This window comes from Paracoccus contaminans (assembly GCF_002105555.1).
Classification (GTDB): domain Bacteria; phylum Pseudomonadota; class Alphaproteobacteria; order Rhodobacterales; family Rhodobacteraceae; genus Paracoccus; species Paracoccus contaminans.
Window position 1 is genome coordinate 1,017,953 of the sequence record NZ_CP020612.1, and the last position, 26,813, is coordinate 1,044,765.

25 protein-coding genes are annotated in these 26,813 nt (G+C 69.7%); 15 read left to right on the forward strand and 10 right to left on the reverse strand.

Annotation, left to right across the window (positions count from 1 at the left end; all coding sequences use genetic code 11):
- Position 1: 1 nt before the first annotated feature.
- The 6 genes from B0A89_RS04895 to B0A89_RS04915 all read left to right on the forward strand — a co-directional run bounded on the left by B0A89_RS04895 (position 2) and on the right by B0A89_RS04915 (position 7,460).
- Positions 2 to 1,612, forward strand: coding sequence for an ABC transporter ATP-binding protein (locus B0A89_RS04895; protein WP_240558641.1), 1,611 nt, complete (start codon positions 2 to 4; stop codon positions 1,610 to 1,612).
- Positions 1,609 to 1,890, forward strand: a complete 282-nt coding sequence (locus tag B0A89_RS14560; protein WP_157115244.1) for a hypothetical protein — start codon at positions 1,609 to 1,611, stop codon at positions 1,888 to 1,890. Before B0A89_RS04895 ends, B0A89_RS14560 begins: the two co-directional genes overlap by 4 nt.
- Entirely contained in the window at positions 1,887 to 2,972 is a 1,086-nt protein-coding gene (locus tag B0A89_RS04900) for an ABC transporter permease (protein ID WP_085377178.1), read from the forward strand. Before B0A89_RS14560 ends, B0A89_RS04900 begins: the two co-directional genes overlap by 4 nt.
- On the forward strand, positions 2,972 to 3,937 hold the full coding sequence (locus tag B0A89_RS04905) for an ABC transporter permease (protein ID WP_085377179.1): 966 nt from the start codon (positions 2,972 to 2,974) through the stop codon (positions 3,935 to 3,937). Before B0A89_RS04900 ends, B0A89_RS04905 begins: the two co-directional genes overlap by 1 nt.
- Positions 3,938 to 4,065: 128 nt before the next feature.
- Positions 4,066 to 6,504 (forward strand): DNA topoisomerase (ATP-hydrolyzing) subunit B, encoded by a 2,439-nt coding sequence (gene gyrB / locus B0A89_RS04910; RefSeq protein ID WP_085377180.1) that lies wholly within the window; start codon positions 4,066 to 4,068, stop codon positions 6,502 to 6,504.
- Between the two features lie 269 nt (positions 6,505 to 6,773).
- On the forward strand, positions 6,774 to 7,460 hold the full coding sequence (locus tag B0A89_RS04915; protein ID WP_240558642.1) for an outer membrane protein: 687 nt from the start codon (positions 6,774 to 6,776) through the stop codon (positions 7,458 to 7,460).
- Positions 7,461 to 7,516: 56 nt separating this feature from the next.
- Here B0A89_RS04915 and pdeM read toward each other — a convergent pair whose 3' ends face one another.
- The 6 genes from pdeM to mobA all read right to left on the reverse strand — a co-directional run bounded on the left by pdeM (position 7,517) and on the right by mobA (position 15,243).
- Positions 7,517 to 8,173, reverse strand: coding sequence for a ligase-associated DNA damage response endonuclease PdeM (pdeM, locus tag B0A89_RS04920; protein ID WP_085377182.1), 657 nt, complete (start codon positions 8,171 to 8,173; stop codon positions 7,517 to 7,519).
- Entirely contained in the window at positions 8,170 to 10,746 is a 2,577-nt protein-coding gene (locus B0A89_RS04925) for a ligase-associated DNA damage response DEXH box helicase (protein ID WP_240558643.1), read from the reverse strand. The genes pdeM and B0A89_RS04925 overlap by 4 nt, the downstream gene beginning before the upstream one ends.
- Positions 10,747 to 10,785: 39 nt before the next feature.
- Positions 10,786 to 12,486: a cisplatin damage response ATP-dependent DNA ligase gene (locus B0A89_RS04930; protein ID WP_085377183.1), complete on the reverse strand. Its 1,701-nt coding sequence runs from the start codon at positions 12,484 to 12,486 to the stop codon at positions 10,786 to 10,788.
- A 79-nt stretch (positions 12,487 to 12,565) separates the two neighbouring features.
- Positions 12,566 to 13,561, reverse strand: a complete 996-nt coding sequence (locus B0A89_RS04935; protein WP_085377184.1) for a ligase-associated DNA damage response exonuclease — start codon at positions 13,559 to 13,561, stop codon at positions 12,566 to 12,568.
- Positions 13,562 to 13,705: 144 nt separating this feature from the next.
- Positions 13,706 to 14,602 (reverse strand): DMT family transporter, encoded by an 897-nt coding sequence (locus B0A89_RS04940; RefSeq protein ID WP_085377185.1) that lies wholly within the window; start codon positions 14,600 to 14,602, stop codon positions 13,706 to 13,708.
- Entirely contained in the window at positions 14,593 to 15,243 is a 651-nt protein-coding gene (gene mobA, locus B0A89_RS04945; RefSeq protein ID WP_085377186.1) for a molybdenum cofactor guanylyltransferase MobA, read from the reverse strand. The genes B0A89_RS04940 and mobA overlap by 10 nt, the downstream gene beginning before the upstream one ends.
- Positions 15,244 to 15,344: 101 nt before the next feature.
- Between mobA and B0A89_RS04950 the strand changes: the two genes are divergently transcribed.
- The 5 genes from B0A89_RS04950 to B0A89_RS04970 all read left to right on the forward strand — a co-directional run bounded on the left by B0A89_RS04950 (position 15,345) and on the right by B0A89_RS04970 (position 18,714).
- Positions 15,345 to 15,848, forward strand: coding sequence for a DUF2478 domain-containing protein (locus B0A89_RS04950; protein WP_085378760.1), 504 nt, complete (start codon positions 15,345 to 15,347; stop codon positions 15,846 to 15,848).
- The gene (locus B0A89_RS04955; RefSeq protein ID WP_085378761.1) at positions 15,845 to 16,108 is read left to right on the forward strand and encodes a sulfurtransferase TusA family protein; all 264 of its coding nucleotides are present in this window, start codon (positions 15,845 to 15,847) and stop codon (positions 16,106 to 16,108) included. Before B0A89_RS04950 ends, B0A89_RS04955 begins: the two co-directional genes overlap by 4 nt.
- Positions 16,109 to 16,183: 75 nt before the next feature.
- Positions 16,184 to 17,110: an AEC family transporter gene (locus B0A89_RS04960; protein ID WP_085377187.1), complete on the forward strand. Its 927-nt coding sequence runs from the start codon at positions 16,184 to 16,186 to the stop codon at positions 17,108 to 17,110.
- A gap of 3 nt (positions 17,111 to 17,113) precedes the next feature.
- Positions 17,114 to 17,911 carry a crotonase/enoyl-CoA hydratase family protein gene (locus tag B0A89_RS04965; RefSeq protein WP_085377188.1) on the forward strand — a complete coding sequence of 266 codons (798 nt, stop codon included), beginning with the start codon at positions 17,114 to 17,116 and terminating at the stop codon, positions 17,909 to 17,911.
- Entirely contained in the window at positions 17,908 to 18,714 is an 807-nt protein-coding gene (locus B0A89_RS04970) for an alpha/beta hydrolase (protein WP_085377189.1), read from the forward strand. The genes B0A89_RS04965 and B0A89_RS04970 overlap by 4 nt, the downstream gene beginning before the upstream one ends.
- A 49-nt stretch (positions 18,715 to 18,763) precedes the next feature.
- Here the strand turns inward: B0A89_RS04970 and B0A89_RS15105 are convergent, their stop codons facing one another.
- Positions 18,764 to 19,834, reverse strand: a complete 1,071-nt coding sequence (locus B0A89_RS15105; RefSeq protein WP_240558644.1) for a BON domain-containing protein — start codon at positions 19,832 to 19,834, stop codon at positions 18,764 to 18,766.
- 108 nt (positions 19,835 to 19,942) lie between these two features.
- Complete coding sequence (locus B0A89_RS04980) at positions 19,943 to 21,268, reverse strand: 4-aminobutyrate--2-oxoglutarate transaminase (protein ID WP_085377190.1); 1,326 nt, start codon at positions 21,266 to 21,268, stop codon at positions 19,943 to 19,945.
- A 274-nt stretch (positions 21,269 to 21,542) separates the two neighbouring features.
- Between B0A89_RS04980 and B0A89_RS04985 the strand changes: the two genes are divergently transcribed.
- Positions 21,543 to 22,268, forward strand: a complete 726-nt coding sequence (locus B0A89_RS04985; protein ID WP_085377191.1) for a rhomboid family intramembrane serine protease — start codon at positions 21,543 to 21,545, stop codon at positions 22,266 to 22,268.
- Here B0A89_RS04985 and mnmC2 read toward each other — a convergent pair.
- Positions 22,265 to 22,948 (reverse strand): tRNA (5-methylaminomethyl-2-thiouridine)(34)-methyltransferase MnmC2, encoded by a 684-nt coding sequence (mnmC2, locus tag B0A89_RS04990; RefSeq protein WP_085377192.1) that lies wholly within the window; start codon positions 22,946 to 22,948, stop codon positions 22,265 to 22,267. The genes B0A89_RS04985 and mnmC2 overlap by 4 nt on opposite strands.
- Before the next feature lie 44 nt (positions 22,949 to 22,992).
- Here mnmC2 and B0A89_RS04995 point away from each other — a divergent pair, with 44 nt between their 5' ends.
- Positions 22,993 to 24,027 (forward strand): NAD(P)/FAD-dependent oxidoreductase, encoded by a 1,035-nt coding sequence (locus B0A89_RS04995; protein WP_085377193.1) that lies wholly within the window; start codon positions 22,993 to 22,995, stop codon positions 24,025 to 24,027.
- Between the two features lie 160 nt (positions 24,028 to 24,187).
- On the opposite strand, the gene B0A89_RS05000 is transcribed toward B0A89_RS04995, so the two are convergent.
- A complete protein-coding gene (locus tag B0A89_RS05000) occupies positions 24,188 to 24,694 on the reverse strand; it encodes a DUF3576 domain-containing protein (RefSeq protein ID WP_085377194.1) in 507 nt (168 codons plus the stop codon).
- 277 nt (positions 24,695 to 24,971) lie between these two features.
- Between B0A89_RS05000 and B0A89_RS05005 the strand changes: the two genes are divergently transcribed.
- Together B0A89_RS05005 and B0A89_RS05010 are read left to right on the forward strand one after the other, a co-directional pair.
- Positions 24,972 to 26,015, forward strand: coding sequence for a porin (locus B0A89_RS05005; protein WP_085377195.1), 1,044 nt, complete (start codon positions 24,972 to 24,974; stop codon positions 26,013 to 26,015).
- A 97-nt stretch (positions 26,016 to 26,112) separates the two neighbouring features.
- The gene (locus tag B0A89_RS05010; protein ID WP_085377196.1) at positions 26,113 to 26,769 is read left to right on the forward strand and encodes a YggS family pyridoxal phosphate-dependent enzyme; all 657 of its coding nucleotides are present in this window, start codon (positions 26,113 to 26,115) and stop codon (positions 26,767 to 26,769) included.
- Positions 26,770 to 26,813 lie beyond the last annotated feature (44 nt).

Below are 26,813 nucleotides of genomic sequence, written 5' to 3' on the forward strand. Positions count from 1 at the left end.
ATTGACCGCGCGCGCGATCCCGGCGGCGCGGCAGGCGGCCGCTTCCGGCACCCCGCCCGCGATCGAGCTGCGCGGGATTTCCAAATCCTTCGGCGCGGTGCAGGCCAACCGCGCCATTTCCATGATCGTCCCGCGCGGCACGATCCATGGGATCGTCGGGGAAAACGGGGCGGGCAAATCGACGCTGATGTCGATCCTCTACGGCTTTTACCGGCCCGATGCGGGGCAGATCCTGGTGGGCGGGCGCGATGCCGGCATCACCGACAGCCTGTCCGCGATCCGCGCCGGCATCGGCATGGTGTTCCAGCATTTCAAGCTGGTCCCCAACATGACCGTCCTTGAAAACGTCATTCTGGGGGCCGAGGACAGCGCCCTGCTGGGCCCCTCGCTGGCGCGGGCGCGGCGCGAGCTGCGCCGGCTTGCGGCCGAATACGAACTGCAGGTCGATCCCGACGCCGTGGTGGAAACCCTCTCCGTCGGCCATCAGCAGCGGGTCGAGATCCTCAAGGCGCTGTATCGCCGCGCCGACATCCTGATCCTTGACGAGCCGACGGGCGTTCTGACCCCGGCCGAGGCGGACCACCTGTTCCGCATCCTGCGCGGCCTGAGGGACGAGGGAAAGACCGTCATCCTGATTACCCACAAGCTGCGCGAGATCATGGAGACGACCGACAATGTCAGCGTCATGCGGCGCGGCGAGGTGGTGGCGAGCCTGCGCACCGCCGAGACCTCGCCCGAGGCGCTGGCGGAACTGATGGTCGGGCGCAAGGTGCTGCTGCGCGTGGACAAGGCCCCGGCCCGGCCGGGCGAGCCGGTGCTGGAACTGGCCGGCCTGCGGATGGTGGACCGCGCCGGTGTGGAACGGCTGCGCGGGATCGACCTGACCGCGCGCGCGGGCGAGATCGTCGGCATCGCGGGGGTCAGCGGCAACGGCCAGACCCAGCTGATGGAGATCCTGGGCGGCTATGCCGAGCCGGGCGCCCGCATCACCGGCACGGCCCGGCTGAAGGGCGCGGCGCTGCCGCTGGCCGGCACGGATGCCGCCGCGCGCCGCCGCGCCGGTATCGGCAACATCCCCGAGGACCGGCAGGCCGAAGGACTGGTGATGGATTTCGCCGCCTGGGAAAACACGGTGTTCGGCCATCACCGGGCCGCCGCATATCGGTCGGGCCCCTTGATGGATGGCGCGGCCATCCGTGCCCGCGCCACGCAGCTGATCAAGGCCTTCGACGTGCGCCCGCCCGACCCCGGCCTGGCCGCCCGCCATTTTTCGGGGGGCAACCAGCAGAAGATCGTCATCGCCCGCGAGATCGAGCAACATCCCGCCCTGCTGCTGGTCGGCCAGCCGACGCGCGGGGTGGACATCGGCGCCATCGAGTTCATCCACCGCCGCCTGATCGCGCTGCGCGATGCAGGCGCCGCGATCCTGCTGGTCAGCGTCGAGCTGGACGAGATCATGGCCCTGTCCGACCGCATCGCGGTGATGTTCGACGGCCGCATCATGGGCGAGCGCGCGCCCGATGCGGCCAGCGCGCGCGAACTGGGGATGCTGATGGCAGGCGTCGGGGGCGAGCGCGCCCCCTCGGCTCAACCACGAGGGTGGCGCGCATGAGTGCCGATGTCCCGCAAGCCCCCGGTCTTGTCAGTTTGCTGCGAGAGGACGGGTTTTTCACCGAAGATGACTTGAGCCTGCCGCTGTCCGTTGCCGCGAACGAACCCGCTTTGACCAACGCTCTCGGGCAGGCAGGCTTTTCGGGCAGATTGGTGGTCAGCGGCATCCCGGACTGCGGGTGGCTCTATTATGCCTGTGATGTAGATCGCCTTGACCCGGCAGAGGCAAGGAAGGCGGCGATCGCCAGGGTGAAACGGTCCGGGAGGCCGTCCCGATGACCCCCCTGCCCCGCTGGGCCGATCTGGTGCTGGCGCCGCTGATCTCGCTGCTGCTGGCCTTTGCCATCTCGGCGCTGGTGATCCTGGCGATCGGGCAGAACCCGGTCGAGGCGCTGCGGGTCATGGTGGCCGGGGCGCTGGGGTCGTCCTATGGCTGGGGCTATACGCTGTATTACGCCACCAACTTCGTCTTTACCGGGCTGGCGGTGGCGGTGGCGGCGCATGCGGGCCTGTTCAACATCGGGGCCGAGGGGCAGGCCTCGCTGGGGGGCCTCGGCGTCGCGCTGGTCTGCCTTGCGCTGCCCTGGCCGCATTGGGGGCTGGCCCTGCCCGCGGCGATCATCGGCGCGGCGCTGCTGGGGGCGGGCTGGGCGCTGATCCCCGCCTGGCTGCAGGCGAAGCGGGGCAGCCATATCGTCATCACCACGATCATGCTCAACTTCATCGGCGCGGCGCTGCTGAACTGGCTGCTCGTGAACGTCATGCGCCCGGTGGGCAGCATGGACCCTGCCTCGGCCGATTTCCCCCCCGGCGCCCATCTGCCGACGCTGAGCGATATGGCCGCCTCTGCCGGCATCGCCTGGGGCAAGTCCACCCCGGCCAATGTCAGCTTCCTGCTGGCGCTGGCGGCCTGCGCGCTGGTCTGGCTGCTGATCTGGCGCACGCCTTTGGGATACGAAATCCGCGCCTTCGGCAAGTCCGAACGGGCGGCGCGCTATGCCGGCATCGCGCCGGTGCGCATCACCGTCATCGCCATGCTGATCTCGGGCGCGCTGGCGGGGATGATGGCGGTCAACAACGTGATGGGCGAGGCCGGGCGGCTGGTCCTGAACAATGTCGAGGGGGCCGGCTTCATCGGGATCGCCGTCGCGCTGATGGGTCGCAACCATCCCTTCGGCATCCTGCTGGCCTCGCTTCTGTTCGGCTTTCTTTATCAGGGCGGGGGCGAGCTTGCGCTGTTTTCCAGCATACCGCGCGAGCTGATCACCGTCATCCAGGCGCTGGTCATCCTGTTCACGGGCGCGCTGGACAACATGGTGCGGCTGCCGCTGGAACGGCTGCTTGCCCGCAGGGCCGCATGATGGATTACGCCACGATCCTGCAGATCCTCGACAGCGCCATCCGGCTGATGACGCCGCTGCTGCTGGCCTGCCTGGCGGGGCTGTTTTCCGAACGGGCGGGCATCTTCGACATCGGACTGGAAGGCAAGATGCTGATCGCCGCCTTTGCGGCCGGCGCGGCCGGCGCCTGGTCGGGCAGCGTCTGGGCCGCGCTGGGCGCGGCGATCCTGGCATCCTGCGCATTGGCGATTATCCACGGTCTGGCCTCGATCACCTTTCGCGGCAACCAGCTGATTTCCGGGGTCGCCATCAACTTTCTGGCCTCGGGGCTGACGGTGCTGCTGGGGCAGAGCTGGTTCGGGCTGGGGGGCCGGACCCCGGCGCTTGAGGGAACGGCACGCTTTCCCGCCCTGGCCCTGCCGGGCAGCGCGAGCCTGGGCGATGTGCCGCTGATCGGCCCGGCCTATGCCGAGGTCGTCTCGGGACACACGCTGCTGGTCTATGCGGCCATCCTGCTGGTGCCGGCAAGCTGGTGGCTGCTGTATCGCACCCGCTTCGGGCTGCGGCTCAGGGCGGTGGGTGACAACCCGGCCTCGGTCGATACGGCGGGCGTGTCGGTGATGGGGCTGCGATGGGCGGCGGTGGCGATCACGGGGGTGCTGTGCGGGCTGGCCGGCGCCTATCTGGCCGCGGGGCTCTCGGCGGGCTTTGTCAAGGAAATGACGGCCGGCCGCGGCTATATCGCGCTGGCGGCGCTGATCTTTGCCAACTGGCGGCCGTGGCGCGCCCTGGGGGCGACGTTCCTGTTCGGCCTGATGGAGGCTGTCGCCAACCGCTATCCCGAAATCGACCTCGGCCCGGTGATGATCCCGTCCATGGTCATGGCGGCCCTGCCCTATCTGCTGACGGTGGTGATCCTGGCCGGCTTCATCGGCCGGGCCACCCCGCCGCGGGCCGGGGGCCAGCCTTATGTCAAGGAACGCTGACAGGGGCCCGGCCTTGGCCGCCCTTATCTTGCCACGGCACCGTTTGCGCGCAAAATCTTGTGTGTTTGCCGTGACATTGGGTCAGTTGCCCGCTATATGATGGTGGTCAATGGCAGGATAACGGACGCATGAGCGCAGCCACTGCGGCGCAGGCCGAATACGGCGCCGAATCGATCAAGGTTCTCAAGGGACTCGAGGCCGTGCGAAAGCGGCCGGGCATGTATATCGGGGATACCGATGACGGCTCTGGCCTGCACCACATGGTCTACGAGGTCGTGGACAACGGCATCGACGAGGCGCTGGCGGGACATGCGGATTCCGTCGTGGTCAGGATCCACGCCGACAGCAGCGTTTCGGTGCGCGACAACGGCCGCGGCATCCCCGTGGACATGCATCCGAGCGAGGGCGTGAGCGCGGCCGAGGTCATCATGACCCAGCTGCATGCCGGCGGAAAGTTCGACCAGAACAGCTACAAGGTGTCGGGCGGCCTGCACGGCGTGGGCGTGTCGGTCGTCAATGCCCTGTCAGACTGGCTGGAATTGCGCATCTGGCGCAACGGCAAGGAACATTTCGCCCGGTTCGAACACGGCGACACGGTGGAACATCTGCGCGTCCTGGGCGACGCCCCCCCCCATGAACGGGGCACCGAGGTGCGCTTTCTCGCCTCGAGCCGCGAAAACCCGCAGGGCGGGACGTTCTCGAATCTCGATTACAGCTTCAAGACGCTGGAAAACCGCCTGCGGGAACTGGCCTTCCTGAATTCGGGCGTGCGCATCGTGCTTGAGGACGAACGTCCCGCCGAGCCGCTGCGGACCGAGCTGTTCTATGAGGGCGGGGTGCGCGAATTCGTGCGCTATCTCGACCGTTCCAAGAACGCGGTCATGCCCGATCCCATCTTCATCACCGGCGAACGGGGCGGCATCGGGGTCGAGGTCGCGATGTGGTGGAACGACAGCTATCACGAAACCGTCCTGCCATTCACCAACAACATTCCCCAGCGCGACGGCGGCACCCACATGGCCGGTTTCCGCGGCGCGCTGACGCGGGTGATCAACAGCTATGCCCAGTCCAGCGGCATCGCCAAGCGCGAGAAGGTCGATTTCACCGGCGATGACGCGCGCGAGGGGCTGACCTGCGTGCTGTCGGTCAAGGTGCCAGACCCCAAGTTTTCCAGCCAGACCAAGGACAAGCTTGTCTCGTCCGAGGTGCGCCCCGCGGTCGAGAACCTGGTCAGCGAAAAGCTGTCCGAGTGGTTCGAGGAACATCCTGCCGAGGCCAAGGCCATCATCGGCAAGATCATCGAGGCGGCGCTGGCCCGCGAGGCGGCCCGCAAGGCGCGCGAGCTGACGCGGCGCAAGACGGCGATGGATGTGGCCAGCCTGCCCGGCAAGCTGGCCGACTGCCAGGAAAAGGATCCGGCGCTTGCCGAGCTGTTCATCGTCGAGGGCGACAGCGCCGGCGGATCGGCCAAGCAGGGCCGCAGCCGCCAGAACCAGGCCGTCCTGCCGCTGCGCGGCAAGATCCTGAACGTCGAGCGGGCGCGTTTCGACCGGATGCTGTCGTCGGAAATGATCGGCACGCTGATCACCGCGCTGGGCACCGGGATCGGCCGGGACGAGTTCAACCTGTCCAAGCTGCGTTACCACAAGATCGTCATCATGACCGATGCCGATGTGGACGGCGCGCATATCCGCACGCTGCTGCTGACATTCTTCTTCCGGCAGATGCCCGAGCTGATCGACGCCGGCCATCTCTATATCGCGCAGCCCCCGCTCTACAAAGTCGCGCGGGGGCGGTCGGAGGTCTATCTCAAGGACCAGGGCGCGCTTGAGGATTACCTGATCCAGCAGGGCATCGCCGAGGCGGCGCTGCGCCTGGGATCGGGCGAGGAGATCATCGGCGCCGACCTGGCCCGCGTGGTGGACGAGGCGCGCGCCGCGCGCCGCGTCCTGCGGTCCTATCCGACGCATTATCCCCCCCACATCACCGAACAGGCCGCGATCGCCGGGGCGATGGTCGCGGGGGCGATCGATGCAGACGCTGCAGGCGTGGGGCAAGCCATCGCCGAACGGCTGGACATGGTGGCCGAGGAATATGAACGCGGCTGGAGCGCCCGGCCCACGCAGGACGGGGGCATCCGCCTGTCGCGCCTGCTGCGCGGGGTCGAGGAAAGCCGCCTGCTGGACGGACCGATGCTGCGATCGGGGGAAAGCCGGCGCCTGGGCCAGATGACCGATGCCCTGCGCGAGATCTATGCCGGCCCCGCTGCGCTGGTCCGCAAGGATCGCACGGTGCCGATCACCGGCCCGCTGTCGCTGCTCGATGCCATCTTTGCCGAAGGTGAAAAGGGCCTCAACCTGCAGCGCTACAAGGGCCTGGGCGAGATGAACCCCGAACAGCTGTGGGAAACGACACTGGACCCGGTGGCGCGCACCATGCTGCAGGTGCGGGTCGAGGACGTGGCCGAAGCGGATGACATCTTCACCAAGCTGATGGGCGACGTGGTCGAGCCGCGGCGCGAGTTCATCCAGCAGAATGCCCTGAACGTCGAAAATCTCGATACGTGACCGCTGTGCAACACCCCTGATCCGGCAGGCAGAAACCTGCCGGCGGGATCAGGGGGCCAGGGCCATGCACGATCCGCTGAAAAGCGCCATACTTAGCCGCCGCCGGTGCCTGCGCGGGGCATGCCGCATCCGCGCGTGGCAAGGCCGCGGGGCCGGACTGGCCTTGACCAAACGGGGCACTGCCTCTTTTTCGGCTAGGCCGATTATGGAACATGGCGCAGCAGAGCGGGCTTGGTGCCCGCATGCAGTTAACGATCAAGGAATTAACGATGCGCAGCTTGCTGTTTGCAACGGGCATTGCCCTCCTCGCCGTTCCTGCCGCCCAGGCCGGCGGCTATGCCGCCCCGGTGGTCGAAGCCGAACCCCTGCCCGTCTCGGTCACGCCGCCCCCCGCGGCCTGGCAGGGCGGATATGCGGGCGCGGCGCTGGGCTATGCCTTCGGCGGCGACGACGAGATCGGCCTGAACATGACGGGCCGCGCCACCAGTCTGGGCAAGGCGGAAATCAGCGGCGCCAACCTGAGCGTGCGGGCCGGTTACCGCTGGCAGCGCGACCGCTGGGTCGTCGGACCCGAACTGTCCTATACCGCCGGCGACATCAAGGACGAGCTGGATTACGCAACCGGCCGCCGTTTCGAATCCCAGGTGAACCACACGATCGCGCTCAAGCTGAAGACCGGCTATCTCATGCGTCCGGACATGCTGGTCTATGGCATTGCCGGCTGGCAGAAGGGCGATTTCACCTATGACCTGGACGGGGTCGAGCGGGATTATGACGCTGATGGCTATGTCGTCGGCCTCGGCGTCGAAAAGAAGCTGACCGAGCGCCTGTCGCTGACCGGCGAATATGAATATTCCGATTTCGGCAGGACGGATGTCGAGATTTTCAGCGATGTGGTCAGCAAGGCGACGCCGTCCTTCAGCAACGTCAAGATGGGCCTGAACTTCCGCTTCTGATCGGCAGCCATGCTAATCATGGGCCGTCCGGGCGACCGGGCGGCCTTTTGCATGCGTCAGGCGGCGCGCACCGGCAAGGGAATGGGCAGCGCCTTGTGCAGGCAGGCCACCGCCAGCCCACGCGGCACCCAGGCCGTGATCGCCGGGTCTGCCGCATCCAGCCCGCCGGTATACTGCCCGAAGGCCGGCAGGATCAGATGCCCGGGCCCGATCAGCATGGCGCGCCGCCGCGCCCCCGCCAGGCGCACGACCGGGTGGAAATGCCCGGCGATGTCCGGCCCCTCGCCCGCGGGCTGGTGACGCAGCACCGCCGCGCCCATCATCAATGTGTCAAACCGCCGTCCGGGCAGCTCGCCCTGCATCGCGGCGTCGTGGTTTCCGGCGATCCATACCCAGTCCCGGCCCGCGGCCAGTTCCGCAATTCCTGCCGCCACCTCCGCGTCGATTTCGGCGGCGGCGCGATCATCGTCAAAGCCGTCGCCCAGGCTGACCACGCAAGCGGGATCAAGCGCCGCGATCTCGGCGCGCAGGCGCCGCAGGGTCTCCGCGCCTTCATAGGGCGGCAGCAGCGCCCCGCCCCGGCGCGCCATGCGCGCGGCCTTGCCCAGATGCAGGTCTGCAACGACCAGCCAGCGCCCCTCGGGCCACCACAGCGCACCCGAACGGCGCGCCTCGAGCAGCAGGCCCTGCCAGCGGAACGCAAAGCCGGTCATCGCGGCACGGGCACGGTGCGCGGGCGCCCCTTGCCGCTGCGCGGCGCAGGCGCAGGCGCAGGCGCAGGCGCAGGCGCAGGCGCAGGCGCAGGCGCAGGCGCAGGCGCAATGTCGGGCGCGGCGGCGGGGATGCAAGGTGCCACCGATAGATCAGGCAGCGCGCCAGACCCTGCCACCGCACCGGCCAGGGTCAGACCCGCGGCATGCATCATCGCCTCTGCCTCGGCTTCGGCCAGCCGCATCCTGCCCTGCCCCTCGATCCTGACGCGCCCCATTTCCAGCATCAGCGGCGCGGCAAGGGGGGACAGGCGGTCAAGCCTGCGGTGGTCAAGCCGGGGGCTGCGGTCCAGCATCTCCTCGATCCGGCCGAAATCGACCAGGCCGCGCCCGGCCTCGGCCGCGGTGATGCGCAGCAGCAGGTGGCCCGGATCATGCCGGCGCAGCGTGTCATAGAGGATGTCGGTGGAAAACGTCGCCTGCTTGCCCGACCGCCGCCCGCCCGGCACGTTGCGATGGACAAGGCCCGATACGATGGCGACGTTCTTGAAGGTGCGCTTCATCACCGCATTGTCCGCCAGCCAGTCGCCAAGCCCCTCGCGCAGCGCGGCCCGGTCCAGCAGGGGGCCCAGATCCTCGACCGGATCGATCGACCAGATCAGCAGCGCATAATCGGTTGCCAGAAAACCCAGCGGGCCAAGCCCCGCCTGTTCCATCATCCGCGTCAGCAACAGGCCCAGCGTCTGCAAGGCGTTGCGCCCGGCAAAGCCATAGACGGCCAGGTGCCAGCGGCCCATATGCGGGAAGGTTTCGGCCACCAGCACGCCGGGGCGCGGCAGGGCCGACACCTCGGCCTGCAAGGCCAGCCAGTCGCGGGTGTCCGGCGGCAGCGCATCCCAGCGCGCCGGATCGCCGATCAGGGCCAGCACCCGGTGCGACAATTCGGTGGACATGGCCAGCTTCAGCCCGCTGAACACCGCGATCTTCGGCTCGCGCGAGGGGTCGGGCGCGACCTCGATCACCATCTCGCGCAGGGATTCATAGCGCACCACCTGCCCGCCGGTCAGGAAGGTGTCGCCGGGAACAAGGGTGGCGGCAAAGGCTTCCTCGACCTCGCCCAGCAGGCCGCCGCCCCGCTTCCAGCGGACCTTGGTCATCTCGGCCTCGACGATGGTGCCGATGTTCATGCGCAGATCGCGCGCGGCGCGCGGATCGCGCAGCCCCCACAGCCCCCCCCGCTGCATCAGCCGCTGCCAGCGGTCATAGGCGCGCAGCGCATAGCCGCCGGTGGCGCAGAAATTCAGGCAGTCGTCGAAATCCGCGCGCGCCAAGCCCGCATAGGGGCCGGCGGTCCGTACCTCGGCATAGAGCGCCTCTGCGTCGAACGGCCCCGCACAGGCGGTCAGCAGGATATGCTGGCACAGCACGTCCAGCGGCCCCGCGCCCCGATCATCCCCGTCCAGATCATGCTCGCGCACCGCCTCCAACGCGGCCTCGCACTCGATCACCTCAAAGCGGTTGGCCGGCACGATGCGGGCACGCGACGGCGCATTGTAACGGTGGTTGGCCCGCCCGATCCGCTGGACCAGCCGCTTGACGTTCTTGGGCGCCCCGACCTGGATCACCAGATCGACATTGCCCCAGTCGATCCCCAGATCGAGGCTGCCGGTCGCCACCACGGCGCGCAGCGCGCCGGCCGCCATCGCCGCCTCGACCCGGGCCCGCGCCTCGCGCGACAGCGATCCGTGATGCAGGCCGATGGGCAGGTTGTCCTCGTTCGCGGCCCAGATCGCCTGAAAGAACAGCTCGGCCTGCGCGCGGGTGTTGATGAAGATGATCGTCGTGTTTGCGGCCCGCACTGCATCCAGAACGTCGGGCACCGCGTAATGCCCCCCACCGCCCGACCAGGGCGCGGGGCGCCGGGTCGCCAGCATGGCGATGTCGGGATCGGGGCCGGGATCGGCATGGATCACCTGCGCCCCGCCCATGAAATCGGCCAGCGCCTGCGGATCCTCGACCGTGGCGCTCAGCCCTGTCGCCCGCAGGCCCGGCGACAGGCTGCGCAGCCGCGCCAGCCCCAGCATCAGCTGATCGCCCCGCTTGCTTTCCGACAGGGCGTGCAGCTCGTCCAGCACCACCCGCCGCACGCTGCCGAAGATGCGCGGCGCCTCGGGATAGGACAGCATCAGCGCGAGGCTCTCGGGCGTCGTCAGCAGGATCTGCGGCGGATCGGTGCGCTGGCGCGCCCGCGCGGCGGCTTTGGTATCGCCGGTCCGGTCCTCGATGCGGATGGGCAGGCCCAGATCGCCCACGGGCCGGGCGAGGTTGCGCCCGATATCCGCCGTCAGCGCCTTGAGCGGCGAGACATAGACCGTGTGCAGCCCCTGCCAGCCCCCCGCCAGTTCGACCAGCGAGGGCAGGAACCCCGCCAGCGTCTTGCCCCCGCCCGTGGGCGCGATCAGCAGGCTGTCCCCGGCCGCCGCCAGCAGCGCCAGTTGGTGCGGATGGGGCGCCCAGCCCTGCGCGGCAAACCAGCCGGCAAAGGCGGGCGGCAGGATGTTCGCGGCCTGTTCCATTCCCGCCGATCTAACCCCGCCCGGCCCGCAGCGCCAGCCTCAGCCCTCATCTTCGGTCGGCAAATATCCCGCGGGGGTCCGGGGGTGCGAAACCCCCGGCTCGCCGGCACCGTCTTCGCCCGCCTCGCGCCGCTTCTTGCGGCCGTGGCGCACGCCCGCCCGCGCGGCGTCCGAGCCGAAGGCGTTGGGATCGTCGATCATCGATTCCAGCGTGGCGAGGTGGTCTGCCTCGGCCGCGGGCTTGTCCCAGCGGATGCGGCTGATGCGGGGAAAGCGCATGGCGACGCCCGATCGGTGGCGCGCAGAACGGCCCACCCCCTCGAAGGCAACCTCGACCACCAGCCTCGGCACAAGCGCGCGGACCGGGCCGAAGCGCTCGGCGGTGTTGTTTCGCACGAAACGGTCCAGCTCGCGCAGTTCCTCGTCGGTAAAGCCGAAATAGGCCTTGCCGACCGGCACCAGCGCCTCGCCGTCCCACAGGCCGAAAGTGAAGTCGGAATAGAAGCCCGAGCGCTTTCCGTGCCCGCGCTGGGCATACATCAGCACCGCGTCGACCACACGCGGATCGCGCTTCCACTTGAACCACGGCCCGCGCGGACGCCCGCCCACATAGGCCGAATCGCGGCGCTTGATCATCACGCCCTCGATGACGGGATCGGGGGGGTCGGCGCGCAGCGCGGCAAGCTCGTCCCAGCTGCGAAACGCCAGCAGGGGCGAGACGTCGATGGCCTCGCTGCCGAAATCGGCCGCCTCCAGCACCTGCCGGCGCTCGGTCCAAGGCCGCGCGCGCAGGTCCTCGCCCTGCCAGGTCAGCAGGTCATAGACGCGCAGCCCGGCCGGGTGGCTCGCCAGCAGGGCGCGCCCGATGGTCTTGCGGTTCAGGCGCTGCTGCAGGTCGTTGAAGGTCGCAACGCCGCCGGCGCGGCGCACCAGCAGCTCGCCATCGGCCGTTCCCTCGAAGTTCATCTGCTCGACAAGGTCGGGGAAGGCGGCCGAGATGTCCTCGCCGCTGCGGGAATACAGCCGCCTGAGGCCGCCCTCGCTGACCGCCTGCACGCGGATGCCGTCCCATTTCCATTCCGCCGCATGCTCGGCCGGGTCCAGCGCGCGCAGCTCATCCAGATCGGTCGCGGTGGACAGCATGACCGGGCGGAATGGCGCGCGCGCCGCGTGGTCGGGGCGCGGCCCCCCCGCGATCCAGGCAAAGACCTCGGGATAGGGGGGCACGAGGCTGTGCCAGACCTCCTCGATCTGGTCCAGCGTCGGCCCGCCCATCTGCGCCAGCGCCGTGCGCGCCAGGCGGGCCGACAGCCCGATCCGCAGATTGCCGGTGGCCAGCTTGAGGAAGGCCAGCCGCTCGGACGGGCCGAGGCGGTCCAGCGTGGCCCCGATCACAGCGGGCAGCCCGGCCTTGCCGGTGCGCTCCAGCAGATGCACGGCATCCGAAAGGGCCAGATCGCCCTGCGGATCGCCCTCCCAGATCAGCGCGATGGTTTCCGCCAGATCGCCCACGAAGTCATAGGAGAGGCGGAACAGTTCGGCGTCAAAGCGCTGTTCGGCCAGCCCGCGCAGCAACACGGGCGTCACCGCCCGCAGCTTGAGATCGCCGGTCAGCGCCGCGAGGGCATAGCCCCGGTCGGGATCGGGCGTGCGTTCCAGGTAATGGCGCAGGATCTGCAACTTGGCATTGCGCGCCGGGGTGAAGGCAAGGCGTTCGAGCAGGGCGGCAAAGGCTTTCACGGGGCGCCCCCGCGCAGCCGGGCCGGGGGGCCGCCGGCCTCCCTGATCGCCCGAGGATATTGCCGTGCAGAAGAACGGATCATTCTTCCTCCTCCTCATATCCGACCAGCCGCAGGGGGCGGGCGCGCAGCTGGTTCAGGTCGCACCAGCGGATCACGGCATCCTCGGCGCCATGGGTGACCCAGACTTCCTCGGGGCGCAGATCCTGCAGGGTCTGCGTCAACTGGGGCCAATCGACGTGATCGCTGATGACCAGCGGCAGTTCGACCCCGCGCTGGCGGGCGCGGGCACGCACGGCCATCCAGCCCGAGGCGAAGGCGATCACCGGGTCGCGGAACCGCTGCACCCAGGGGCTGGCAAAGGCCGAAGGGGGGGCGATCACGACCTGGCCCTCGATCTCCTTCGGGGTGGTGGCGGGGCGCAGATCGCCCAGGGGGATGCCTTGCGCGACATGGTAATCGGTCAGGCGCTGCATGGCCCCGTGCAGGTGGATCGGCGCATCATAGCCCGCCTGGCGGAGCAGGGCGATGACCCGCTGGGCCTTGCCCAGCGCATAGGCGCCGACAAGATGCTTGCGGCCGGGAAACTCGGCCATGCTGGACAGCAGCCTTGCCGTTTCCGCCGCGGGGGGCGGATGTCTGAACACCGGCAGGCCGAAAGTCGCCTCGGTCACGAACACGTCGCAGGCGACCGGCTCCCATGGCTGGCAGACGGGATTGGGGGTGCGGCAGTAATCGCCCGAGACAACGATCACCGGCCCGCCATCGCAGGCCAGCCGGATCTGGGCCGAGCCGAGCACATGCCCGGCCGGATGAAAGCTGACGGTGACGCCGCCCACCCGCACCGGGCCATCTGCGATCTGGCGCTGGGCGGTGAAGTCGGCGCCATAGCGGATCGCCATGATGTCCAGCGTCCGGGCCGTCGCCATGACCGCCTTGTGGCCGGCGCGCGCATGATCGCCATGGCCATGGGTAATCAGCGCCCGCGGCACGGGGCGCACCGGATCGATGAAGAAATCACCTGCCGGGCAGTAAAGCCCCGCATCGGTGGGAAAGAGGAACTGGTCGGCCTGCATGCTGCCCAACGCTGCGCCGCATCGCCTGGTTCACGGCCGGCCGGATCCCTGATCGGGCCGACCATGCCGGGCCTGCCGCGCCTGGCCCGCACAAGGCCAGGCCGGAGCGGAGCGCGGGCGCCGGACCGGCCAGAGGCCGCGGCCTCAGATGCCGGGGCGGCCCTGGGCGGGGCGGGGCTGCACGCGGGCCAGCTGCACCAGCAGGATGCCCGCCGCCACGATCAGCGAGCCGACCACATCCGTCCAGCCGAACCGCTCGCCCAGCGCAAGGGCGGCGATCGCCACGCCAAGGGGCGGCGACAGGAAATGGAATGCCGCCGCCTTGACCGCGCCGATCCGCGTGACCAGCCGGAACCAGATGAAGGTGGCCAGGATGCCCGGCAGCAGGATCGAGAAGCCCATCGCCCAGGCAAGCCGCGGCGACCAGTGGACCGGGCGGCCCCATTCCAGCAGGGCTGAGGGAATCACCAGCGCCAGCGCCCCGACCGCCATCTGCGCCCCGACGATCATCAGCACGTTCGACCCGCCCCCTGCCCCCCGCACCGCCAGCGTGGCGACCGTCAGCGCCACCCCCGCGGCGACGCACATCAGCGTGCCGGCCAGGTCGAGCCCGTGGCGCAGCCGCACGCTCATGATCAGCGTGACCCCGGCGATGCCGAGGACGAGGCCCGCGACCGCCCGCGGGCGCAGCCGCTCTCGTCCTGAAACCCAGCCGAAAAAGGCGACCATCAGCGGCATCATCGAGGCGATGATGGCGGCGGCGGAGGCCTCGACCCGCTGCATCGCCGTCCAGTTCAGGCCGAGATAGAGGGCGTTCTGGCACAGGCCGAACACGACCACCGTCCGCCATTCCGCCCGTGTCAGCCGCAAGCTCTGGCCCAGCGCCGCCGCAAGCCCCATCGCGATCGCGGCCGAGATGCCAAAGCGCATGATCAACGCAAGCAGCGGCGGCATCTCCACCACGGCGACGCGCGTGGCGGTGAACGCTGCCGCCCAGATCGTGGCAAAGGATATTCCCATCAGCGCCGATTTCAGATCCATGCGTCCCCCGCTGCCAGCCTGCGGCGCGCCTCGGCCAGATCGTCCGGCGTGTTGATGTTGAAGAAGGGATCGCGCCCCTGCACGATCACGCGGGCCGCGCCGTGATCGTCCATGAATTCCCGCATGCGCCGCGTGCCCTGCGCCAGCGCCCGGCGCAGCGGCTCGCGCAGGGCGGTGTCCCAGGCGGCAAAGGCGGGGTGGTCGCGGCCGTCATGCGCGGCCATGGCGACGGGCGCGCCCGCCGACCACAGGCGCCGGGCCAGATCCTCGGGGAAGAAGGGGGTATCGCCCGCCGCCGTGACGACACGGGGCAGGCCGCGCCCTGCCGCCCAGTCCAGCGCCGCCAGCACACCGGCGAGGGGGCCGGGATGGCCGGGCAGCGAATCGGGCACGACCGGCAGGCCCAGGGCGGCGAACCGGGCCGGATCGCCATTGGCATTCACCGCCGCCGCGCAGCCCAGCCGGGCGATCACATGGGCGATGATGGGACGGCCGCACAGATCCTTCAGCGGCTTGTCGCCCCCGCCCATGCGCCGCGCCAGCCCCCCTGCCAGCACGACACCGGCAGGCCCGCCCCCTGCCGGAGGGGCTGCGGCGCGAGGGGCCGCGGCAAAGGGGGCAGGATCGAGGCGCTTGCTCATCATCCCAGCATGAGGGGGCGCCCGTTCCGGTGCAAGCGATCATGCGGGCGCCGCCCACAAGACCCTTGCCGCATGGCAGGGCGGGGCATAGCATCGGCGTCATGCTGGGTTACATCATCCACGACGGCCGGGACGATCACAACGGGCGCATGGCGGAAATCGCCATGTCGCTGATGGCCGACGGGATGAAGCTTGCCGGCGCCGTCCAGACGAATCAGACACGGGCCGGTTCGCGCTGCGATGTCGAACTGACGATCCTGGGCGCGGGGGGGGCGCCCATCGTCATCTCGCAATCGCTGGGCAGCGGGGCGCAGGGCTGCCGGTTGAACGGCGATGCGCTCGAAGGTGCGGTGGTACGGGTCGCGGGCAGGCTGACGCTCGGCACCGATCTGCTGATCGTCAACAAGTTCGGCAAGCAGGAGGCGTCGGGCCGGGGCTTTCGCGATCTCATCGCGCTGGCGATCGGCGAAGGCATCCCCGTGCTGACCACCGTGGCGCCGGCCTATCTTGGGGCCTTCCTTGACTTTGCAGGGGACACGGCGGCGCAACTGCACTGGTGGGACGCCGCTGACTGGTGCCGGGGCACGCGCGGCGCCGCCGCATGACGGCGGGGCAGCCCGCCGGCGCAGACCCTGCCCTCCTGCCGGTCGAGATCGATGCCCGGAACCTGCTGTGCCCCTTGCCGGTGCTGCGCCTGCGCAAGGCACTGATGGCGCTGCCGCCAAGGGGGCGGGCGGCCCTGACGGCCACGGATGGCGCCGCGGTCCTCGACGTGCCGCATTTCTGCGCGCAGGGGCGGCACCGCCTTGTCGAGGTCACGGTCCTGGCGGACGGGGCACGGCGCTATCTCGTCGAACGCGGCTGAGCTTGCGCCCGCCGCGCGGGGATGGTTTCCTCGCCGCCGGCAAGACGCAAGCAGCGAGAGGGAGGCGAGTGCCGCGTGCTGGCGATCTTTGTGCAGACCCTGCCGTTCTTTGCCCTGATCGGGACGGGCTGGCTGGCGGGATGGCGGGGGTTCTTTCCCGCCGATGCCACGGTCTGGCTGACGCGCTTCGTCTTCTACTTTGCCCTTTCGGCCATGCTGTTGCGCCTTGCGATGGGGCTGGACATCGCCGGGCTGTTCGACTGGCGCTTCGTCACGGCCTATCTGGCCGGATCGCTGGCGGTGTGGGCGGCGGTGATCGGCCTGGCCCGCGCCCGCGGCGCGCCCGTCCCCGAGGCGGCGATGCTGGCCCATGCGGCCATCGTCGGGAATACCGGCTTTCTGGGGGTTCCGATGCTGGCCGTCCTGCTGGGGCCGGCATCCATCGCGCCGCTGCTGATCGTCCTGACGCTGGACATGGTGGTGTTCTCGACCCTGATCACGCTGATCGTGGCCGCCGCGGGCCATGGCCGCATCGCCCCCGGCATGTTCGCCCCGATCCTGCGCGGGCTGGCCGCGAACCCCATGATCGTGTCGGTTCTGGCGGGGCTGGCCTGGTCGGGCCTGCGCCTGCCCGTGCCCCAGGCGGTGGATGCGTTTCTGGCCCTGCTGGGCGGCGCGGCCACGCCGGGGGCGCTGTTTGCGATCGGCGCCTCGCTGGCCATCCGCCCGGCCCGCCGTCCCGTGCCCGCCCTGTCGCTGAGCCTTGCCAAGCTGGTGCTGCACCCGGCCGCCGTGGGGGCGGCGGCGATGGCCTTGTCAGTCGATCCGGTCCCCGCCGGGGTCATGGTCGCGGCAGCCGCCCTGCCGGTGGCTGGCAACGTCTATATGCTGGCCGATCATTTCAGCCTTGCCGTGGAACGGGTATCGGCTGCCATCCTGTTCTCGACCGCGCTGAGCATCCTGACCGTTCCCATCGTCATCACCTTGATTGCAAAGGGTTGAACCATGCAGCCTCTCTCTGACCTGCCATTGGCAAACCTCACACTCGCGCTGGACGCGGAGGGCATCGCCACCGTGTCGCTGAACCGGCCGGCCAAGCGCAACGCCCTGGACATCGCCACCATCGAGGAACTGGCCGCCGTCTTTACCCTGCTGCCCCGCGCGGGCGTGCGGGCCTGCGTGCTGCGCGGCGAGGGCGCGCATTTCAGCGCCGGGCTGGATCTGGTCGAACATCACCGCGCCGACCGCAGCGCGGCCGATTTCATGCAGGTCTGCCTGCGCTGGCACGAGGCGTTCAACCGCATGGAATATGGCGGCGTGCCGATCATCGCGGCGCTGAAAGGGGCGGTCGTGGGGGGAGGGCTGGAGCTCGCCTCGGCCGCCCATGTCCGCGTCGCCGACGAGACGACCTATTTCGGCCTGCCCGAAGGCCAGCGAGGCCTGTTCACCGGGGGCGGCGCGACGATCCGCGTCGCGGGGCTGATCGGCAAGGCGCGGATGATCGACATGATGCTGTCGGGCCGCCTTTATCGCGGGGCCGAGGCGGTTCAGGTCGGGCTGGCGCAGTATCTTGTCCCCGACAGCGAGGCCAAGGCCTACGAGATCGCCCGCGCCGCCGCGCAGAACCCGCCCCTGTCCAACTTCGCCATCTGCTCGGCCATCAGCCACATGCAGAACATGAGCGCGCTGGACGCCGCCTATGCCGAGGCGGCGGTTGCCGGCGTGGTCAATACGCAAGAGGCGGCAAAGGCGCGCCTTGACGCCTTCGCCAAGGGCACCGCAGCCAAGGTCAAGCCGCAGTGACCCCGCTCATCGCCGCCCGGATAGCGGACTGGGATGACGCCTATGCCAACATCATCCACATTCCGGGCGGGGCCGCCTTCCCGGACCAGTGGCTGGCCGAGGCGGCATCCTTTCGCGCAACCCGCCCGCCCGAAGCCTTGGGGATGGGCGAACTTTACCGCCCGCAGGGCACCCCCCGCGGGCTCGCGGTCATCATCCATGGCGGCTACTGGATGAAGTTCGGCCCGCAGTGGTTTTCCCATCTGGCAGCCGGGCCGCTGGCACGGGGCTGGGCGGTGCTGCTGCCCCGATACACGCTTGCCCCCGAAGGGCGGCTTGCGCAGATGCGGGCCGAGATCGCCGCCCAGATCGAGGCGGCCGCGGCAGGCATCCCCGGCCCGGTCGTGCTGGGCGGCCATTCCGCCGGCGGGCATCTTGCCGCCCGGCTGGCCTGCGAGGACACGCCCCTGTCACCCGCCACCGTCGCGCGCCTGCGCCGCTGCGTGCCGGTGTCGGGGCTGTTCGACCTGCGCCCACTGCAGCGCACTACCTATCGCGAGCCGCTGGGGCTGGACGACGAAACGGCAGCGCAGGAAAGCCCGCTGTTCCACCACCCCCTGCCCGGCATCGACCTGCATCTGTGGGTCGGCGCGGACGAACGGCCCGTGTTTCTTCAGCAGACGCGGCTGCTCTTCGAGACCTGGGCCGGGATCCCGCACGAGACGCGCCTGACGGTCGAGCCGGGGCGGCACCACATGGACGTGATCGCCGGACTGGCCGAGGCGGACCATCCGCTGTGCGAGGCACTGGCGGGCGCTTCATGAACGAACGGGCGGCCGCAGGGCCGCCCGTTCCATTCCCGCAGGGCCGGCCTCAGCTGCGCGGCGCCGAAGTCGTATCGTTGTCGGACGCGCCGCCCGCAGCCCCGGACTCCGCCCCGCTGCCGGCCGAGCCGGTGCCCGGCGAAGACAGACCCGAACCGGACAGGCCCGAACTGGACGATGACGAACCGGACGATGACGAACCGGACCAGCCCGTGCCGGTCGAACCGGACAAAGAGGGGCCGGACGAGGACGCGCCGGATGCCCAGCCATCCGTCTTGACGCGCAGGTTGTTCTGCACGTGCCGGACGCCCGAGACGCTCTCCGCGCAATCCTCGGCGCGGCGCTTGGCCTCGCGGCTGTCCACATGCCCGCTCAGCGTGACTTCGCCCTGGCTGACCTGCACCTCGATATCGGAGGCATCGACCATGTCGTCGTCCGCCAGGCGGTCCGAGACATCCTCGCGCACCCGCTCGTCCGACCGGGAATAGCCCTTGGGGCCGCGGCCGCGATGCTGCCCGCCCTGCGCATAGGCGTCGTTCTGGCTGTAACCGGCCGCGCCGTAATAGCCGCCGCCATGACCCCCGCCCGGCCGGCCCTGGCTGCCGCCGGGGCCGTGGTCCATGCGGCCCGCGCCGGGCCTGCCGCGGCCCCAGCCGCCCGCATCCGGGGCGCGGCCTTCATGCCGGCCCTCGCCATAGCCTGCGCCGCCGAAATACTGTGGACGATACTCGGACCCGCCGCCATAACCGCGCCGGCCGGAGCCTTCGTCGCGATAGGCCGCACTGCCGAAGCCGCCTGGGCCCCTGCCGCGCTCATCGTCCCGGCCCCAGCGGGAAGGTTCGTCCCTGTAAAACGCCTCGCCGCCGCGGCGATGGCTGCGCAACCGGTCGTCGTCCGACCCGTAGTCGCGGCGCCCGTAATCCCCCGGCCCGTAATCGCGCCGTTCGTAATCCCCGCGCCCGTAATCCGAAGGTCCGGCCCAGTCGCGGTCGCTGACGATGCCGGGGTGTTCACGGTCGTCCTGGCCGTAACCCCGCGCCGCGCGAAGCTCTTCGTCCCGATCATGCGGCCGCGGATCGTGGCGCCTGTAGCGATCGTTGCGATAACCGTCGTTCTGCATTGGAACATCCTCCTTTTGCGCCCGCGGATCGAGCCGGCGCAAAAGGCAAACGCGCGACGGGTCCGTTGGTTCGGCCCCGCCGCCCCGGCCGGGAAGGCAAGGGGCCGCTCAGGCCTCCTGCTGTCCGGGACCGGCGTTTCCATCGATTGCCGGGGCCTTGCCCCCCGCCCCCCGCGCCGCCCGCACCGACGCCTCGAGGATGTCCAGCGCCTCGTCGAACACCGCGTCCGGCACCGTCAGCGGCGGCAGGAAGCGGATGACATTGCCATAGACCCCGCAGGTCAGCAGGATCAGGCCGCGCGACAACGCCTCCTCGCGCACCTTGTTGGTGAAATCGGGGCTGGGCTTCTCGGTGCCGGCGACGTTGAACTCGACCGCGTTCATCAGGCCGGGGCCGCGGATGTCGATGATTTCGGGCACGTCGTCGCGCAGGGATGCAAGGCGCTGCTTCAGCCGCTGGCCAAGGCGTTCGGCGCGCTCGGCAAGGCCCTCCTCCTCGATCACGTCCAGCACCGCATGGGCGGCAGCAACGCCCAGCGGGTTGCCTGCATAGGTGCCGCCCAGACCGCCGGGGTTGGGGGCGTCCATGACCTCGGCCCGGCCCGTGACGGCGGAAATCGGCAGGCCGCCGCCCAGGCCCTTGGCCATCGTGGTGATGTCGGCGGCAACCCCGTGGTGTTCCATTGCGAACAGCTTGCCGGTGCGGGCAAAGCCGGTCTGCACCTCGTCGGCGATCAGCAGCATCCCGTGGTCGTCGCAGAGCGACCGCAGTTTCTGCATGAAGCCCGAGGGCACGGGATAGAACCCGCCCTCGCCCTGCACGGGTTCCACGATGATCGCGGCGACGCGCTTGGGGTCCACGTCGGCCTTGAACAGCTTGTCCAGCGCCGCCAGCGCGTCGTCCTGCGTGACGCCGTGCAGATCGTTCGGGAACGGCAGGTGATAGACATCGGGCATCATCGCCCCGAAGCCCGCCTTGTAGGGCTGGACCTTGCCGGTCAGCGTCATGCCCATGAAGGTGCGCCCGTGGAACGCGCCGGTGAAGGCGACGATCGCGCTACGATTCGTGGCATAGCGGGCGATCTTGACGGCGTTCTCGACCGCCTCGGCGCCGGTGGTGGCGAAGATCGTCTTCTTCTCGAAATCGCCGGGGACCAGGGCGTTCAGCCGCTCGGCCAGGCTGACGTAGTTCTCGTAGGGCACGACCTGGTGACAGGTATGGGTAAAGCGGTCGAGTTGGTCCTTGACCGCCTGCACGACCCTGGGGTGACGGTGCCCGGTGTTCACGACCGCGATGCCGGCGGCAAAGTCGATATAGCGATTGCCGTCCTTGTCCCAGATTTCCGCATTCTCGGCACGATCGGCATAGATCTGCGTCGTCATCCCGACGCCGCGCGAGATGGCGGCATTCTTGCGGTCGGTCATCGTGGTCATGTGGTTCCTCCTCGGATCGCGACCGGCGTCCATCCACAGCGAGGCCGCCCCGGCCATGACGTTCTTACCCGATGGCGCGGCGCGGGCAACGGCCCTTGCACATGGCGGCCGGCGCCATCACCTTGCCCCCTATGTCCTGCCGTCTTGCAGGCCCCGTCCCGAAGGATCGCCCCATGACCCGGCTGCGCCGTTCCGCCGCCATCGCCGCGCTGCGCCCTGCGGCCCCCATGCCTGTCCGGCGCGCCCCCGCGCCCGCCGCCGCCCCGAGGCCCTGATGTTCCCGATCCGCGATCATAACCCGTCCGAGGGGACGCCCTATGTCACCATCGGGCTGATCTTCGTCAACGTGGCGATGTTCCTGCTGACCGCACCCTGGGGCGGGGGCATGGACGGGCTGTGGGAGGATCTGGCCCTCTATCCCGTCGCGGTGGTCAACGGATCGCATCTGCATGGGCTGGTGACGCACATGTTCCTGCATGCCGGCCTGATGCATCTGGGCGGCAACATGCTGTTCCTGTGGATCTTCGGCGACAATCTGGAAGACCAGATGGGGCATCTTGGATTTCTGGTGTTCTATCTGTGCTGCGGGCTGGCGGCGGCGGGGTTCCAGATCCTTGCGAATCCTGCCGAAGGGGTGCCGATGGTCGGCGCCTCGGGGGCGATCGCGGGGGTCATGGGGGGGTATCTGCTGCTGTTCCCCAAGGCCAGGGTGGACGTGATCGCGATCATCGTGATCCTGGTCAAGGTGTTCACCATCCCGGCCTGGGTAATGCTGGCGGTGTGGTTCGCGGTGCAGCTTTTCTCGGGCTATGCCATGCATGGGGGCGAGGCGGGCATCGCCTATTGGGCGCATGCGGGCGGATTCGCCGCCGGGCTGGTCCTGACCGGGCCGGTGTTCCTGCGCCGCGGCGGACGGGCCTTCTGGCTGCGCACCAGCGGCAAGCCGCCCCACCTGCCGCTGGACTATGCGCCGACCCGCATCCCGCCGGTGCGCCGCTAAGGGCGCCGGCCGCGGCTCATGTGCCGCTTGCCGGCAAACCCGGGCGCGCGCTCGACCTCAAAGCCCGCCGCGGCCAGTGCCCGGCGGACATGGCCCGCGGCGGTATAGGTGGCAAAGCTGCCCCCCGGCGCGGTATGCGCCCCGACCGCGGCCAGCAGATCACCTGACCACAGCTCGGGGTTGCGGGCGGGGGAAAAGCCGTCGAGGAACCACGCATCCGCCATCCCGTCCCATGTCGGCAGCGTCAGGCGCGCATCCCCCGGCACGATGCGGGCCGTGACCTGCCCCACGGTGATCTGATCGCGGCCCCAGGCCGCGCGCAGCTGCGCGGCCAGCGGGGCGAGTTCGGGAAAGGCGGCATGGGCGCGGGCCAGCTCGGCCGTCGTCATCGGAAAGGCCTCGAAGCTGGTGAAGCGCACCGGCACCGCCGCGACCTGCGCCAGCGCCAGCAGGTTCAGCCCGGTGCCGAAACCCGTTTCGGCGACATGGAACCCCGGCACCAGCCGGGCCGGCAGCCCGTTGCCCCCCAGGAAAACGTGCCGCGTTTCGGCAAGCCCCCCGGCAAGGCTGAAATACGGGTCGTCAAAGCGGCGCGAGACGGGCACCTCTCCTCCCCCGGCCGCGCGCCACTCCAACGCCGCCCTGCCCTCCACCGCGTCAGTCTGGTCGTTCCCGGTCATCCGCGCTACCCCGTTTTCCGGTCCAGTGGCGGGGAAGCGCGGCGGTGGCAAGCAGCATCTGGGTGATCGGGGCGGGCATCTTCGGCCTTTCCTGCGCATGGGAACTGGCGCGGCGCGGCGCGCCCGTCCGGGTGATCGAGGGCGCGCGGATCGGCGCGGGCTCCTCGGGCGGCACGGTGGGCGCGCTGGCGCCCCATGCCCCCGAGAACTGGAACGACAAGAAGGCGATGCAGCGTGATGCGCTGGTGGCGGCGCAGGGGTGGTGGGGCGGCATCGCGGCGGCGGGGGGCATCGATCCGGGATATGCGCGCAGCGGCCGCCTGCAGCCCGCGATCCCCGGACCTGCGCTGGACAGCCGCATCGCGGCCGCGGCCCTTCACTGGCAAGGTTTTGCCATGCGGCCTTGCCGGACGCCTGCGGGGCCGCTGGTGCCGCCCAGCCCGGACGGGCTGTGGCTGGTGGATGATCTGACGGCGCGGATCGCGCCCCGCCGGGCGCTGGCCGCGCTGGCCGCCGCCATTCGCGCCGCGGGCGGCGAGATCGAGGAAGGCGCCGGCCCGCTGCATCCCGATACCCTGCCCGGCCCCGCCGTCTGGGCGACGGGGGCCGGCGGGCTGCAGGCGCTGTCGGCTGATATGGGCCGGCCGATGGGCGCGGGCGTCAAGGGGCAGTCGGCGCTGCTGGGCCTGTCCGCGCCGGATGCGCCGCAGGTCTATGCGGGGGGGCTGCACATCGTCCCCCATGCCGACGGGACGGTGGCTGTCGGCTCGACCTCGGAAAACGACTTCTCGGATGCCGCCCCCGACGAGCGGCTGGACAGGCTGATCGCCGGCGCAAGGGCGCTGTGCCCGGCGCTGGCTGAGGCGCCGGTGCTGGACCGCTGGGCGGGCATCCGGCCGCGCGCCCGCACCCGCGCGCCCCTGGTCGGCCCCTGGCCCGGCCGGCCCGGCCACCTGATCGCCAATGGCGGCTTCAAGATCGGTTTCGGCATGGCGCCTGTCGTGGCCGCAATGATCGCCGATCTGCTGCTGGAAGGCCGGGACAGCATCCCCGCCGCCTTCCGCCCGGAAAACGGCTGAAAGGCGCGCCGCAGCCCTCCGGCAAGGGGCATCCGCAGCGGCTCTGTTCAGTAAATACCCCCGTCCCGGCCTGCACCCGGCAGCGCCTGGGGGCCTTGAACGGCCGTCACCCAGCGCCCCGGCCCCGCGAAGCCCAAGGCGTGCAGGCCGGCGGGTCTTGCTAGAGCTGGCCGTCCCGCACGCGCATCTGGCGGGCCCGCGTCAGGATGGCATCCTCGACGGTGCGGACGGTATCGGGCGCGACGGCTGCGCCGCCCGGTCCCTGCAGCGACAGCTTGAGGCTGCGCGCATCCAGGGACGGATCGCTGATCCTGACCGTGGCGCGATAGGCCCGCCCGCCGCCGGGCGGCGTGCCATAGCCGGTGACGATCACTCCGGTGAAGGGATCGACCGTCTGGATCGGCAGGAAATCCAGGATATCGAGGCTGGCATTCCACAGGTAGCGGTTGACGCCGACCTGCTGGTTGCCGGTGTCGCGGTTCGAGAACAGATCCCAGATGGTCGATTCGCGCTGCTCGCCCGCGCCGGCGCGCTGCTCGTTCCGGGGCGCCATGCTGAACAGCCCCTGCTTGTCGCCCTGCCCGCCCCCGCAGGCCGCCAGCGAGAGGGCCAGGATGATGAGTGCTGTTCGGCGGGCGGCACGGACGGGCACGGCGCTGAAGATCATGGCGAGAGTTTCCCTGAGAACGGCGGACCGCCGATAACCGAGCCATAGCGCGGATTCCGCCGGGGCGACAAGCGCCGGCACCACCCGGCAAGGCCGCGCAGGCCGTCCCGGGGCGGCGCGCTCGCCCTCTAAGCGACTGTGGCGCTTGTGCATCACAGCTTTTTCATCGGCCGGCCTGCCGGACGCCATCGTTGCAATGAAGGGGGGATTCGCGCGACTGATGCTTCATACCCAAGCCGGAAAACCGGCAGGGTGTCAGAGAGACATGAGGGAAGCCATGAAAAAGGTTCTTTTCGCCACCAGCGCCCTGGTCGCGTTTGCGAACGTCGCCTCGGCCGAGGTCGCGGTGACCGGCGACGGCCGGATGGGTATGATCTGGGACGGCGAAGACATCCAGATGCACAGCCGTGCGCGCGCCAAGTTCACCATGACCGGCGAGACCGACTCGGGCCTGTCGTTCGGCGGTTCGTTCCGCGTGGACCAGGAAAACTACCGCGCCGACCCGCTGCACCGTTCGGCCGCCAAGGGCACCGCCGGTTCGGTGTTCATCTCGGGCACCTATGGCAAGCTGTCGATGGGCGACGTTCTGTCGGCCGCCGAAGCGGCGATGGGCGACCTGCCGGAACTGGGCTATACCGCCGGTGAATTCGCGGGCGACCCCGAGGAAATCGACTACCTGACCGGCGACGGCGCCAACGAGAACCAGGGCCCCTCGGCGCTGTATGAATACACCTTCAACGGCGTGAAGCTGTTCGCGTCGCTGTCGGACGGCTCGCAGCGCGCCTGCGACGGCACCGTCGGTGCGCTGGGCTGCTACGATTTCGAGTCGGACAAGGATTCCGATCTCGCCTACTCGGTGGCCGCCGGCTATGAATTCGGCGCCTACAACATCGCGCTGGCCTATTCGAAATGGGGCGACCAGAGCGAGATCATGATCGGCGGCAACGCTGCGATCGACGCGTTCAAGATCCAGGGTTTCTACGCCAAGTATGACAATCGCGTCGTCGGCAACGAAATCGTCGGTGACGATGACTTCGGCGATTTCGACCTGCCGCCCGGCGCCGAATACAACGCGGCTTATGGCCTGTCGGTCGGCTATACGCTGGCGAACGGCGTCGGCCTGACCGCCGAGTGGATCACCCGCGAGCTGGACTTCAACGGCAGCAAATGGGAAGGCGCCCCGGACAACTTCGATGCCTATGGCATCGGTGCGTCCTATGACCTGGGCGGCGGCGCGACCCTGGCTGGCGCTGTCATGAAGAACGAACTCTACGGCGACAACGAAACCCGCGCCGACATGGGTGTGAAATTCAAGTTCTGATCCCGCTCGGGAACGGATCACGGATCGAGCGGGCCTTGCGCCCGCTCTTTCCATTTGCGACCCCGCAGATCATCGGAACCGGGCAGAAGGACCGCGCATGGGACTGGACGACATCCTCCGCCGTATCCGGAATGCCGAAGCCGCCGCCGGCCGCCCGGCAGGCAGCGTCACCCTGATCGCCGTCAGCAAGCTGCAGCCCGCCGCGCAGGTCGAAGCGGTGCTTGATCACGGCCAGCGCGTCTTTGGCGAAAACTATGTGCAGGAAGCGCAGGGCAAGTGGCCGGACTGGGCAGCCCGCTGGCCGGGGGTGTCACTGCACCTGATCGGTCCGCTGCAATCGAACAAGGCGCGCGCGGCCGTTCAGCTGTTCGATGCCATCCACAGCGTCGATCGCCTGTCGCTTGCCAGCCGGCTTGCCCGCGCGGCGCAGGAACTGGGCCTTGCGCCCCGCATCTTCGTCCAGGTCAATACCGGCGCCGAGCCGCAGAAGGCCGGCGTTGCGCCCGATGAGGCGGATGCCCTGATCGATGCCTGCCGGGATCTGGGGCTGGACCTGCAGGGCTGCATGTGCATCCCGCCCGACGACACCGATCCGCGCCCTCATTTCAGCCTGCTGCGGCAGATCGCCGGGCGCAACGGGCTGAGCGGCCTGTCCATGGGGATGAGCGGCGATTTCGAAGCCGCCATTGCCGAAGGCGCGACCCATGTCCGGATCGGCAGCGCCATCTTCGGCGCCCGCCCGCCAAGGGCATAGGCGGCGCGCACGGCCGCGCCATACCCTGCCTGCGGCCCGCCGAA